Below are 12,213 nucleotides of genomic sequence, written 5' to 3'. Positions count from 1 at the left end.
AAGGGCGCCATTCCCCGAAACGGGGCAGAGGAGGCGCACCGCCTTGACTCGATCCCCTTGTGGGAAGCGGGACTTGAGGGGGTCGTTGTCCACAGGAATGGGCGCTCCGGAAAAGTTATCCACAGGGTGTGCGAAAGATCTGTGGATGCCGGAAGTGATCATTCCGAAAGCCGCATGTGCGACGAAGGATTCCCGTTCCAAACCATCTCCACACCCACTTTCGAGTGGAAATGCTTCACTCCAAAGAGTTGATCAAAGGAAAAGAGTGGACGAGGGGTGACGTGCTCGGCTGTGGATGGACTTGTGGGGCGTAGGGCGATTTGTCGACCATGTCGTGGATCGTTGTCGACTTGTCCCCAGGTCGAGAACCCACCCTGTGGATAACTTTGTGGACAACGTAAATCTGCAGGTAAGACCGGACGACGACGGAGGGATGGTCCGGTCAGAACCGGCCGTCCTGGCACTGCGTCAGCCAGTCCGACGCCGCCAGGAACTCGCTGTCGGACGTACCGGGCCGCAGCGTCCGTACGTCGTCGGGTGCGACCCCCGCACGCGGGTACGAGCCGAGGAAGCGCACCTGCGGGCAGATCCGCTTCAGGCCCATCAGGGCCTCGCCCACGCGACGGTCCGTGATGTGCCCCTCGGCGTCCACGGAGAAGCAGTAGTTGCCGATGCCCTGACCGGTCGGCCGCGATTCGATCCGCATCAGGTTGACCCCGCGCACGGCGAACTCCTGGAGCAGTTCGAGCAGGGCGCCCGGGTGGTCGTCGCCGAGCCAGATGACCACCGAGGTCTTGTCCGCGCCGGTCGGCGCCGCGGGCCGGGCCGGGCGGCCGACCAGGACGAACCGGGTCTCGGCGTTCGCCGCGTCGTGGATCTCGCTGACCAGCGGCTCCAGGCCGTACGTCGCCGCCGCGAACTCGCCCGCGAAGGCCGCGTCGAAGCGTCCCTCCTGGACCAGGCGCGCGCCGTCCGCGTTCGAGGCCGCCGACTCCCACAGGGCGTCCGGCAGGTTCGCAGCGAGCCAGTTGCGGACCTGGGGCTGGGCCACGGGGTGGCCGGTCACCGTCTTGATGTCCTTGATCCGCGTGCCGGGCCGCACGAGCAGGGCGAAGGCGATCGGCAGCACGACCTCGCGGTAGATCATCAGCGGCTCGCCCTTGGCGAGCTCGTCGACGGTGGTCGTGACGCCGCCCTCGACGGAGTTCTCGATCGGCACCAGCGCGGCAGCCGCGTCGCCGTTACGGACAGCGTCCAGCGCGGCCGGCACGGACACCATCGGGACGAGCTCCCGGGTGGCGGCTTCCGGGAGCGTGCGGAGGGCGGCCTCGGTGAAGGTGCCCTCGGGGCCGAGATAGGTGTAGCGCATCGCCGACATACCGTCACCCTAATGGCCTGCAGGTGGCGCGGCTCACGCGTCTCACGGAGCGGCACCTGTCTCACGTACGAGAAACGGCACCCGTTTCACGTACGAGAAACGGCATCCGTTCTCACGTACGAAAGGGGCAGGCCCAAGCCTCCACGTACGCATGGGGGCAGGCCTAAGCCTCCAGCAGGCGCTGCCCCACGTACTCGCCCTTCGCGGCGCCGCCCGGCACCGCGAAGAGTCCGCTCGCCTCGTGCCGGATGAACTCCGAGAGCGCGTCCCCCCGGTCGAGCTTCCGCTGCACCGGCACGAAACCCCGGAGCGGGTCGGCCTGCCAGCAGATGAACAGCAGCCCGGCGTCCGGCTCCCCGTCCTTGCCGAAGCCGTCGTGGTACGAGAAGGGGCGGCGCAGCATGGCGGCGCCGCCGTTCTGATCGGGCCGCGTGATGCGGGCGTGCGCGTTGAGGGCGATGACGTACTCGCCGTCCGCGCCGGCCTTCTCCAGCTTCGGCTCGGTCGTCTCCGTGCCCCCGGTCAGCGGTGAGCCGTCGGACTTGTGCCGCCCGATGACCGCCTCCTGATGCTTCAGGCCCAGCTTCTCCCAGTCGTCGAGGAGCATCCGGATACGGCGTACGACGGCGTAGGAGCCGTCGGCCATCCACGCGGGGTCCCCGTCGCCCGGCACATAGATCCGCTGGTCGAAGTCCTTCTCGGACGGCTTCGGGTTGTTCGTGCCGTCAATCTGGCCCATCAGGTTGCGGGTCGTCATCGGCTGCGCGGTCGCGCCGGGCGAGCGGTTGAAGCCGTCCATCTGCCAGCGGATCCGGGCCGCGTCGCCCGCGTCCTTCTGGACGGCGCGCAGGGCGTGGAAGGCGACGAGCGCGTCGTTCGCGCCGATCTGCACCCAGAGGTCGCCGTCGCTGCGAGCCTTGTCGAGACGGTCGGAGGAGAAGTCCGGCAGCGGGTCGAGCGCGGCCGGGCGCTGCTTCTCCAGGCCGGTGCGTCCGAAGAAGCTGCGGCCGAAGCCGAAGGTGACCGTCAGGGACGAGGGGCCCGCGTCCCGCGCGACATCCGTGTCGTCGCTCGCGGCGGCCTCGCCCGCCATCAGCCGCTCGGCCGTCGCCGACCAGCGGCGCAGCAGGGCCGCCGCCTCCTTGCGGCCCGCGCCCGCCTTCAGGTCGAAGGCGATGAGGTGGCCCCGGGACTGGTTGGGTGTCGTGATGCCCGGCTGATGTTTCCCGTGAAACACGACCTCGTCCGCACCCAGCGACGTCAACGCCGCCGCCCGGGACGCGTTGTCCGACGGCGCCGCGGCATATCCGGCCGCGCCGCCCGCCGCCCCGAGCGCGAGGCCGGTGGCGCCCGCGGTGCCGAGCAGCCGCCGCCGCGAGATGGCGCGGTGGTTCTCGACGCGGTCCGCCTCGCGGGCCGTCTCGTTGTCCGCCATGGTCGTTCAGCCGATCTGCGCGTTCTTGTTCACGGTCACTTGGTCGATGTCGGAGGTCCGCACGGTCACCGCGACCTTCCATGTGCCGGCCATCGGGAGCTGGACGCCGCTCGCGCTCCAGTGTCCGGTGGCGACGCGGTCGGGGGCGACCGGCAGCGGGCCGAGGTCCTTCGACTTGAGAGTGAAGGAGACCTTCACCTCCGGGACGTCGAAGGCGCTGCCGTTGGGCCGCTTCACGTAGAGGCGGAAGTCATTGCTGCCGGTACGGCCGGGGTCGAGGTCGAGCCGGACCGTGCCCTTGCCGTCTTCGGCGCCCGTGTCGAAGGGGATGTTGAGGATGAGCGGCCCGGACCGCTGGGCGGCCTCGGCGGCCGTCTTCGAGGCGGCCGCTTCCTCCTCCGTGCGCCCGGGTTCGGTGGAGGTGAGGGCCGTGGTCACGGCGAGCAGGACGACGGCGACGCCGGCCTCGGCGAGCACGGAGCGGCGCAGGCCCGAACGGAGCGGGTCGGCGTCGCGGATCCGCTTCTCGCGGGCGGTCTTCATGGCGGCCTGCTGGCGGGCGAGCTGAGCGGCACGCTGCGCGTCCTTGTCCTCCTTGCCGGAGGACTTCGACGCGGTCTTGGAGGACGTGGCGTCGGAAGACGTCCCCTCCGAAGACGTGCTCTCCGTAGACGGCGCCTTCGAGGAGGAGCTCTCCGTAGACGGCGCCTTCGAAGACGCGCTCTCCGAAGACAGCGCCTTAGAAGATGCGCCCTTAGAAGGCGAGCCCTTAGAAGAGGCGGCCTCGGAAGAAGCCTCCTTGGACCCCGCCCCGGAGTCACCGGCACCCCCGGAGTCACCGGCACCCCCCACAGGCACCGTCACCGGCTTCTTCTGCGCCCGCTGCTCGACCACCGCGGCGGCCGCCGCCTCCGGCGCCATCCCGCCAGCGGTGCCCGCGATACGCGCCGTCCAACGCCGCGAGATCCAGGCGATGCCGACAAGGACGACGACCAGGCCGATCTTGACGAGGAGCAGCTGTCCGTACGACGTACCGGTGAGCGCCGACCACGAACCGACCTGCCGCCAGGACTGGTAGAGCCCGGTCGCGGCCAGGGCGACGACGCTGCAGAACGCCACGCGCGAGAAGCGCCGCACCGCCCCGGAGTCCACCGACGGCGCGAAGTAGAGGGCGACGACCAGGGCCGCGAGCCCGCCGAGCCAGGCGGCGACGGCGAGCAGATGGACGACGTCCACGGGCATCGCGATCCCCGCCTGGATGCCGGTCGACGCATGCTCGGCCATCGCCCAGGTCGCGCCGAGCCCGATGGCGACGACCGTGCCGCCGATCCCGAGCCCGAAGGCGAGGTCCTTGCGCTCCTTGGGGTCGGTTCGCTTCTCGTACGCACCGAAGAGCACGGCAATGAAGAGGGCGGCCGCGGCGAGCAGCAGCAGCCGTGAGACCAGCGCGGCGCCCGTCTTCGTCTGGAGCACATCGCCGAGCTTGGCCATGTCGAAGGCGTCGGCGATCTTCCCCGACCCGGTGTAGGGCGCGCGGAGCAGCAGCATCACGAGGGTCGACGCGGTGAGCGTGACCCAGCCGGACACCACCAGGCGCTGCACGGGCCGCACCCCGGCGCCGCGCGGCCAGCAGCCGAGCACGAACGCCGCCCCGCCGACGACGAGGATGAATCCCGCGTACGAGAGGTAGCGCGCGAAGCCGTAGAGCCCGCCGACGAATCCGCCGCCCACCTCCTGGTCCGGCAGCGCGACCTTCGTGTCGGACGGCGCGCCCACGGAGAAGGTGAACGCCCCGGAGATCGGGTGGCTGTCGGCGGAGACGACTTGGTAGGCGACGGTGAAGGTGCCGTCGGGCAGCCCCTTGCGCAGCTTCACGCCGTACGTGTTGGACCCGAGGTCACTGGTCTTGCCCGAGTCGACGCGCTTGCCGGCCGGGTCGAGCACCCGCACCGAGCCGTCGGACATGGCGACGCTCTCGGAGAAGGTCAGCGACACCCGCTCCGGCGCCTTGTCGACCACCGCCCCCTGCTTGGGGTCGCTGCCCGTCAGCGCGGCATGCGCGGAGACGGGCGTCGCCGCGGCGAGCAGGGCGCCGAGGAAGAGGGCGACGACGAGCAGGAGCCGCCCGGCACCCGGAGTGATCCCGAGCCGGGAGACAGCTCCGGAGTGGGCTCCGAAGCGGGGAGCGATGGTCCGCATCAACGATCAGTCCCTCAGTGCGACGAGTGCTTGCCGTGCTCGGGGTTGTACGTTGCGGCCTTCACCGGAACCTCAACCTCGATCGGGTCCGACTTCTCGAAGCGCAGCAGCAGCGCGATCTTCTCGCCCTGCTTCGGCTTGTGCTTGAGCTTCTCGAACATGAGGTGGTTGCCGCCCCGGGCGAAGTCGAGCTCGCCGTTCGCCGGCACGTCGAACGACTTCTGCTCGCGCATCGCGTTGTTCGTGGTGCTGTGCAGCGTGACCTTCTTCGCCAAGGGGCTGGTCACCGAGACGAGCTTGTCGGCGCCGCCCTTGTTCGTGAGGGTGAAGAAGCCGGAGGCCATGGTGTCCATGGTGGGCTCGGGCACGAAGGCCCCGCTGACCTGGAGCTCGGGCTTGTCCGACGTCGACACCGATGCCTTGCCGGCGGACGAGTCCGAGCAGCCCGCGAGGGTGAGCCCCGCCGTCAGCGCTATGGCACCGGCTACGAGGGCACGGCGGTTCGAGGGGGTCTTCACGGGGTCTCTCCCTTGATGAGCTTGGGGAGGTCCTTGATGTAGTCATCCACGGAAGCGTCCTCGCCGTACAGGACGTAACCCGCGTCGGTCTTCGGGGAGAACGCGATGACCTGCGTGCCGTGCATCGAGACGATCTTGCCCTTCTCCTTCTTGGAGGGCTCGATGCTGATGCCGAGGGTGCGGGCGCTGCCCTGGATGGTGTCGAAGTCACCGGACAGGCCGATGAAGTCGGTGTCCTGGGCCTTGAGCCACTTGCCGAGGGCGGCGGGGGTGTCCCGTTCGGGGTCGGTGGTCACGAAGACGACCTGGAGCTTGTCCTGCTCCGCCTTGGGCAGCTTCTTCTTGGCGACGGCGATGTTGTTCATCGTCAGCGGGCAGACGTCGGGGCAGTTGGTGTAGCCGAAGTAGACGAGCGTCGGCTTGCCCTTGGTCTGCGCGCGCAGGTCGTACTTCTTGCCGTGGGTGTCCGTGAGGACGAGGTCCGGCTTCTCGAAGGGCTTGTCGAGAACGGTCGCGGCCTTGTCGCCGTCGGACTCGACGGAGACGTCCGCGACGGGCTTCTTGCCGTCGTCACCGCCGCCGCAGGCGGAGAGGGTGAGGGCGGCCGCGGCCAGCATGGCGGCGGCGAGCAGCTTCTTCTTACGCATACGAAAATGTCCCAGATGTGAGGGGGCCCGGCCGCACCGGGGCGATCGAACGCCCGGTGCGGCCCGATGGGTTGGCTCAGCTGTTGGCGCGCCGGCGTCCGGCGAGCACTCCGAAGGCCACGCCTGCGGCGCCGACGACGATGCCGACGATGCCGAGGACGCGGGCGGTCGAGTCGCTGCTGTCGGCGGACGCCGTCTCGCTCTTGTCGTCCGACTTCGCGTCTTCCTTGGCGTCGTCGTGCGATGCGGCGGCGCCGTGGCCGCCCTCGGACGCGGCGACCAGCGCAAGGGCCGGAGCCGGGAACTCCGGCTCCTCCTGGCCCTTCTGCTGGGGCTCGATCCAGCGGACGACGTCCTTGTTGTCGTACGTCTGGACGGCCTTGAAGACGAGTTCGTCCGCGTCCTCGGGCAGCGCGCCGATGGAGAGCGGGAACTTCTGGAAGGTGCCCGGCTGGACGCCCTTGCCGTCGGCGGTCCAGGTGACCTTGGAGACGGCCTCGTCGATCTTCTCGCCGTGCATCTCAAGGGGCTTGTCGAGCTTCGTCTTGGTGACCTTCGCGGTCCAGCCGGGGACGGGCTGCGTCATGACGGAGGCGAGCGGGTGGTCCTTCGGGAAGGAGATCTCGAGCTTGTTGGTCGAGGCGTCGTCCTGCTCGTTCGGCACCTTGAAGTTGACCGTGGCGTACCCGCCCTTGGCGGCCTCGCCCTCGGCGGTGACGCTGACGTGCGCGAAGGCGGGGACGGAGAGCAGCAGGACGGCGGTGGCGGCGACGCCACCGACGACGGAGACGCGGGAAGCCTTCACGGAAGACAGAGCAGACAGAGCAGACATGGCGGAACACTCCACTTTCGGCAGTGGTGATCAGTCGGGGAGGTGCGCGCGGCGACGAAGCGAGCGGGCACGCGCGCGTGGGGGCCACCGGCCGCGATGCGCCTCTCCGTAGTACTGCGGTGGAGTGCGTCGCGTCAGGCGGCGAGTACGAGTGCGGCTGCCGTCGGCGGGCCGCGCCTGATCACCGTGTGCTGCAGTGCCGTGGTGTGCGGCTTCGGCGGTACGAGATGTCCGGTGCGCGGGGTCAGGGGACCCGTTCCGGGCGCCCCGGGAAGGCCTGCCCGCAGGGCGCGCACGAGAGCGAGGGCCCCGCGCAGGGAACGTACGAGCGCTCCTTCGGCGACTCCGTGCGCCCCGTCCGCCGAGAGCCGGACGAGCCGCAGCAGCGCGACGTCGCCGCGGCGCAGCAGCCATCCGGCGGCGACCGCGGCGAGTACGTGCCCGAGCAGCATGGGCAGCGAAGGAAGCAGCGACATCGAGCCCATCGCGGCGTCCGCGGTGGCTCCGGCGCCGGGGTGCGTGGAGTGGCCGGTGCCCTGCACGCCGGCGGTCGCCAGTATCCGCTGGGCCTCGGCCGGGCTGAGTGTCGCCGCCCCCGCACCGCACACAAGGCGCGCGGCCCGCTCCACCAGGGAGGCGTCGGCGGACTGCGGCACGGTGCCGCCGTGCTGGCCGACCGCGAACAGCGCGTGCAGGCCCACCTGGCCCGCCGCGAGCGCGGCGGCGATGCCGGGCAGCGAACGCTCACGCCCGGCCAGCGGGGCCGCGACGGCGAGAACGGCGAGGAACCCCGCCCCGAGCGTCCACAGCGGGACGCTCGCGCAGGAAGCGAGCACATGGCCCCCGGCGGACAGCACGACGCAGAGCACGGCGAACACCGCGGCTCTCAGCAGCCGGACGTCGAATCCGGCGCGCGCTTCGCGCTGGTGGGGGGCAGTCATGGCCGGGCCATCATCGCACTGGGCCCACCCGCCGCACACGGCAGGTCCACAAGCTCCCGGGGATGCCGTTCGGCACCGTTCGATTCCGATGGATGGACATGAGGACGGAAATGCGCACCTTTGGGTGACCCGGCTACACCGTTGCGCGCGGTCCGCGCGTCGGCCGTATGGGCGGCATCACTTCAACTACGCGCTTATTGACGGGCGCTTGCGGCAATACGTATCGGTATGTCGAGCCGCGGCCAGGAGGCTGGAGCATGAGCATGTGGTGGTCTCTCCATTTGCGGCGCGAAGCTGCGAGCGTCCCGCTGGCCCGTCGACTGCTGATCGGCACGATGGAGACCGCGGGGGTGGATCCGGACGTCTCCTACGACCTGTCAGTGGCTCTCAGCGAGGCCTGTGCCAACGCGGTGGAGCACGGCGGGGCGCCGGCCCCCGAGGGGCAGGCCGGCGCGTACCGGGTCACGGCGTATCTGGACGGCGAGAAGTGCCGTATCGAAGTGGCCGATTCCGGCCCGGGGTTCGTCCCCGTGACGCTGCCCGCATCCGAGACGGCCGAGCACGGCCGGGGGCTGTGTCTCATCCAGGAGCTCGCCGATCATGTGCACTACGGCAACAAGCCGGGCAGGGGCGGCGCGGTGATCAGCTTCGACAAGATCCTGAAGTGGCGCGAGGACACGCCACTGGTCACCGTCTGAGGCATCCGGGGTCAGCCGGGCGGCAGCGCCCTGCACAGCGCTTCGAGTGCCGCGCCGTACGTGTGCTCAGGAGGCGTCGAGTAGCCGACCACCAGCCCGTCCGGGGCGGACATCGTGGCGTCCGGGTGGCGGAAGTCGGCGAGGCCGTCCAGTGCGAGGCCCTGCCAGGCGGCCGCCTTGGTCGTGGACTGTTCGGTGCCCGGTGGCAGCCGCAGGACGGCGTGCAGGCCCGCGGCGACACCGGTCGGGCTGATGTGCGGGGCGTGCTCGGCCAGGGCGGCGACGAGCTGGTCGCGGCGCCGCCGGTAGCGCTGCCGCATCCGGCGGATGTGGCGGTCGTAGTGGCCCGACTCGATGAGATCGGCGAGGGTCAGCTGGTCGATCACGCCGGCCCATGCCTCCCGTTCCCCCTTGGCGGCGAGTACGTCGTCGATGAGGTGTTCGGGCAGAACCAGCCACCCCAGGCGCACTCCTGGAGAGAGGCTTTTGCTGACCGAGCCCACGTAGATGACGCGTTCGGAATCCAAACCCTGTACGGCGCCCACCGGCTCCCGGTCGTAGCGGAACTCGCCGTCGTAGTCGTCCTCCAGGACGAGGCCGCCCCGGGTGCGCGCCCAGTCGATGACCGCCGTGCGCCGGGCCGGGTGCAGCGGGCCGCCGGTGGGGAACTGGTGAGCGGGCGTGAGCAGCACTCCACGGACGCGCTGTCCCTCGGTCAGTTCGTCGATCCGGGCGCCCTGTTCGTCGAGGCCGAGCGGGACCGTGCGGACGCCCGCGGTCTCCAGGATCGAGCGATGGAAGCCGAGGCCGTACGACTCCACGGCCAGCGGCCCCCGCAGCACCCCGCCTCCCCCGCTGCCGAACAGCAGTCGCAGGCCGTGCGCGAACCCGGAGCAGACCACGATCCGCTCCGGATCGGTGCGCACTCCGCGGGCGCGACCCAGGTATTCCGTGAGCGCCCGGCGCAGCTCGATGCGCCCCTGCGGGTCACCGGGCCCGAAGGCCTCGTTCGGCGCCGAGTTGAGGGCGCGCCGGGCCGAGGCGAGCCACGCGGTGCGCGGGAACGACGCGGCGTCCGGCTGGCCCTGGCGCAGGTTGTACGTCGGTGTGGCGGGCCGCGCGGGCGCTCGCTTGGGGACCCGGGTCCGCTGGGGCGGCGTTGCGCGGTCGGCCACCTGCGTACCGGAACCCTGCCGCGCGGTCAGCCAGCCCTCGGCGACGAGCTCGGCGTAGGCGTCGGCGACGGTGTTGCGGGCGATGCCCAGATCGGCGGCGAGGGAGCGATAGGGCGGGAGCCGTGTCCCCGGAGCGAGCCGTCCCTCGCGCACGGCGTCCCGCAGGGCGCGGATGAGGATGGCGCGGCGACCCCCTGCCCCGGAGAGCTCCAGGTGCAGATCACTGCCGAGACGCTCCGCCAAATTGACCCATGATTCCGACACAGGAATGCACCCTATCCAAGGTCTATTCGGCCCGTAGATTCATGGTCATGACGAACAACGAGAACGCCACGCAGACCCTGACCCGCATCAACTTCGCCAAGGCCGCCCCGAAGGCCTTCAAGGCCCTCATCGGCTTCGACGCCGCCGCCCGCGACGGTCTCGACCCGGCCCTGGTCGAGCTGATCCAGATCCGCGCCTCGCTCCTGAACGGCTGCGCGTACTGCCTTCACATGCACACCTCGGACGCGCGCAAGGCGGGCGAGGACGAGGCGCGCCTGCACATGGTCGGCGTATGGCGCGAGGCCCGGAACTTCTTCACGGAGAAGGAGCAGGCGGCGCTCGCCCTGACCGAGTCCGTCACGCTCGTCGCCCAGGGCGGCGTCCCGGACGACGTCTACGCCCGCGCGGCCGAGCACTTCGACGAGGAGGAGCTGGCCCGCGTCCTGGCCCTGATCTTCACCATCAACACCTGGAACCGCATCGCCCTGAGCACCGGCAAGGTCGCGGGCGAGGACGAGCGCTGAGCGCCTCCGGGGGACAACGCGAAGGGGCCGGGCACCCCACAGGATGCCCGGCCCCTTCTTAAGAAGACGCTCGGTTTGAGAAGCAGACCCTCAGCCCTTGAGCCCTCAGCCCTTGAGCTCAGCCATCCACGCCTCGACGTCGTCGGCACGCCGCGGCAGCGCCGCGGACAGGTTCTTGTTGCCGTCCGCCGTCACGAGAATGTCGTCCTCGATCCGCACGCCGATGCCGCGGTACTCCTCCGGCACGGTCAGGTCGTCCGCCTGGAAGTACAGACCGGGCTCGACGGTCAGGCACATGCCGGGCTCCAGGACGCCGTCCACGTACGTCTCGCGGCGCGCGACCGCGCAGTCGTGGACGTCCATGCCGAGCATGTGACCGGTGCCGTGCAGGGTCCAGCGGCGCTGCAGGCCCAGCTCCAGGACGCGCTCGACCGGACCCTCCACCAGGCCCCACTCGACGAGCTTCTCGGCGAGCACGCGCTGCGCGGCGTCGTGGAAGTCGCGGTACTTGCCACCCGGCTTGACCGCAGCGATGCCGGCCTCCTGGGCCTCGTACACGGCGTCGTAGATCTTGCGCTGCAGCTCGTTGAAGCGGCCGTTGATCGGCAGCGTCCGCGTCACGTCGGCGGTGTAGTACGTGTGCGTCTCCACGCCCGCGTCGAGCAGCAGCAGTTCGCCGGAGCGCACCGCGCCGTCGTTGCGCACCCAGTGCAGGGTGGTCGCGTGCGGGCCCGCGGCGCAGATCGAGCCGTAGCCGATGTCGTTGCCGTCGACGCGGGCGCGCAGGAAGAACGTGCCCTCGATGTAGCGCTCGCTGGTCGCCTCGGCCTTGTCCAGGACGCGGACGACGTCCTCGAAGCCGCGGGCCGTCGCGTCGCACGCCTTCTGCAGCTCGCCGACCTCGAACTCGTCCTTGACCAGACGGACCTCGGAGAGGAAGACGCGCAGCTCTTCGTCGCGCTCGGCGGTGACCTTGTCGGTCAGCGCGGCCTCGATGCCGGCGTCGTAGCCGCGGACGACCCGGACGGAACCGGTCGCCTCGCGCAGCGCCCCGGCGAGCTCGCGCACGTCGGACGCCGGGATGCCGTACAGCGTCTCGGCCTCGGTGAGGGAGTGCCGGCGGCCGACCCACAGCTCGCCCTGGCCGTCCAGCCAGAATTCGCCGTTCTCGCGGTTGGAGCGCGGCAGCAGGTAGATGGTGGCCTCGTGGCCGCTCGTCCCGTCCGCGAAGTCGGTGGGCTCCATGACGAGGACGCCGTCCTCCGTCTGGTTGCCGGTCAGGTACGCGTACTCGACAGAGGCGCGGAACGCGTACTCCGTGTCGTTGGAACGGGTCTTCAAGTTGCCCGCGGGGACGACGAGACGCTCGCCCGGGAAACGCGCGGAGAGCGCGGCGCGGCGGGCAGCGGTGTGCGCGGCCTGGGCGATCGGCTGCAGATCGTGCAGCTCAGTGTCGGCCCAGCCGGACTTCATGTTCTCGGCGAGCTCGTCGGAGACGCCCGGGTACAGACCGTTCTTGCGCTGCTTGATCGGCTCTTCTTCGGACTCGATCTCCAGGGTTTCCGGGGTCTCCGGGTACTCCGGAATGAGCTCCTCCGACAC

11 protein-coding genes are annotated in these 12,213 nt (G+C 70.4%); 2 read left to right on the top strand and 9 right to left on the bottom strand.

Annotation, left to right across the window (positions count from 1 at the left end):
* Window positions 1–442 precede the first annotated feature (442 nt).
* From pheA to AB0O76_RS30225, 7 genes are all read right to left on the bottom strand, one after another.
* Window positions 443–1,378 (bottom strand): prephenate dehydratase, encoded by a 936-nt coding sequence (gene pheA / locus AB0O76_RS30255; protein ID WP_365497368.1) that lies wholly within the window; start codon window positions 1,376–1,378, stop codon window positions 443–445.
* 163 nt (window positions 1,379–1,541) lie between these two features.
* Window positions 1,542–2,813 carry an iron uptake transporter deferrochelatase/peroxidase subunit gene (efeB, locus tag AB0O76_RS30250; protein ID WP_365497366.1) on the bottom strand — a complete coding sequence of 424 codons (1,272 nt, stop codon included), beginning with the start codon at window positions 2,811–2,813 and terminating at the stop codon, window positions 1,542–1,544.
* Window positions 2,814–2,819: 6 nt separating this feature from the next.
* Complete coding sequence (locus AB0O76_RS30245; protein ID WP_365497364.1) at window positions 2,820–5,012, bottom strand: copper resistance protein CopC; 2,193 nt, start codon at window positions 5,010–5,012, stop codon at window positions 2,820–2,822.
* 14 nt (window positions 5,013–5,026) lie between these two features.
* A complete protein-coding gene (locus AB0O76_RS30240; RefSeq protein ID WP_365497362.1) occupies window positions 5,027–5,530 on the bottom strand; it encodes a copper chaperone PCu(A)C in 504 nt (167 codons plus the stop codon).
* On the bottom strand, window positions 5,527–6,177 hold the full coding sequence (locus AB0O76_RS30235; RefSeq protein WP_365497360.1) for an SCO family protein: 651 nt from the start codon (window positions 6,175–6,177) through the stop codon (window positions 5,527–5,529). Before AB0O76_RS30235 ends, AB0O76_RS30240 begins: the two co-directional genes overlap by 4 nt.
* A gap of 76 nt (window positions 6,178–6,253) precedes the next feature.
* Window positions 6,254–6,982, bottom strand: coding sequence for a YcnI family protein (locus tag AB0O76_RS30230; protein ID WP_365497434.1), 729 nt, complete (start codon window positions 6,980–6,982; stop codon window positions 6,254–6,256).
* Between the two features lie 161 nt (window positions 6,983–7,143).
* On the bottom strand, window positions 7,144–7,950 hold the full coding sequence (locus AB0O76_RS30225) for a hypothetical protein (RefSeq protein ID WP_365497358.1): 807 nt from the start codon (window positions 7,948–7,950) through the stop codon (window positions 7,144–7,146).
* Between the two features lie 257 nt (window positions 7,951–8,207).
* Here AB0O76_RS30225 and AB0O76_RS30220 point away from each other — a divergent pair, with 257 nt between their 5' ends.
* Entirely contained in the window at window positions 8,208–8,648 is a 441-nt protein-coding gene (locus AB0O76_RS30220; RefSeq protein ID WP_365497356.1) for an ATP-binding protein, read from the top strand.
* A gap of 11 nt (window positions 8,649–8,659) precedes the next feature.
* On the opposite strand, the gene AB0O76_RS30215 is transcribed toward AB0O76_RS30220, so the two are convergent.
* Window positions 8,660–10,087, bottom strand: a complete 1,428-nt coding sequence (locus AB0O76_RS30215; RefSeq protein WP_365497354.1) for a PLP-dependent aminotransferase family protein — start codon at window positions 10,085–10,087, stop codon at window positions 8,660–8,662.
* 41 nt (window positions 10,088–10,128) lie between these two features.
* On the opposite strand from AB0O76_RS30215, the gene AB0O76_RS30210 reads away from it, so the two are divergent.
* Window positions 10,129–10,611, top strand: a complete 483-nt coding sequence (locus AB0O76_RS30210) for a carboxymuconolactone decarboxylase family protein (protein ID WP_365497352.1) — start codon at window positions 10,129–10,131, stop codon at window positions 10,609–10,611.
* 105 nt (window positions 10,612–10,716) lie between these two features.
* Here AB0O76_RS30210 and AB0O76_RS30205 read toward each other — a convergent pair whose 3' ends face one another.
* On the bottom strand, window positions 10,717–12,213 hold the full coding sequence (locus AB0O76_RS30205; RefSeq protein WP_365497350.1) for an aminopeptidase P family protein: 1,497 nt from the start codon (window positions 12,211–12,213) through the stop codon (window positions 10,717–10,719).

The sequence above is a fragment of the Streptomyces sp. NPDC086554 genome, from assembly GCF_040686095.1.
GTDB lineage: Bacteria > Actinomycetota > Actinomycetes > Streptomycetales > Streptomycetaceae > Streptomyces.
Note: the sequence above shows the minus strand (reverse complement) of the source record. Positions and strands in the feature narration are given on the sequence as shown.

Coding starts and splice junctions, on each gene's coding strand:
- AB0O76_RS30235 (WP_365497360.1), bottom strand. CDS start 6,177: ATGCGTAAGAAGAAGCTGCTCGCCGCCGCCATGCTGGCCGCGGCCGCC.
- AB0O76_RS30245 (WP_365497364.1), bottom strand. CDS start 5,012: ATGCGGACCATCGCTCCCCGCTTCGGAGCCCACTCCGGAGCTGTCTCC.
- pheA (WP_365497368.1), bottom strand. CDS start 1,378: ATGTCGGCGATGCGCTACACCTATCTCGGCCCCGAGGGCACCTTCACC.
- AB0O76_RS30225 (WP_365497358.1), bottom strand. CDS start 7,950: ATGACTGCCCCCCACCAGCGCGAAGCGCGCGCCGGATTCGACGTCCGG.
- AB0O76_RS30220 (WP_365497356.1), top strand. CDS start 8,208: ATGAGCATGTGGTGGTCTCTCCATTTGCGGCGCGAAGCTGCGAGCGTC.
- efeB (WP_365497366.1), bottom strand. CDS start 2,813: ATGGCGGACAACGAGACGGCCCGCGAGGCGGACCGCGTCGAGAACCAC.
- AB0O76_RS30210 (WP_365497352.1), top strand. CDS start 10,129: ATGGTCATGACGAACAACGAGAACGCCACGCAGACCCTGACCCGCATC.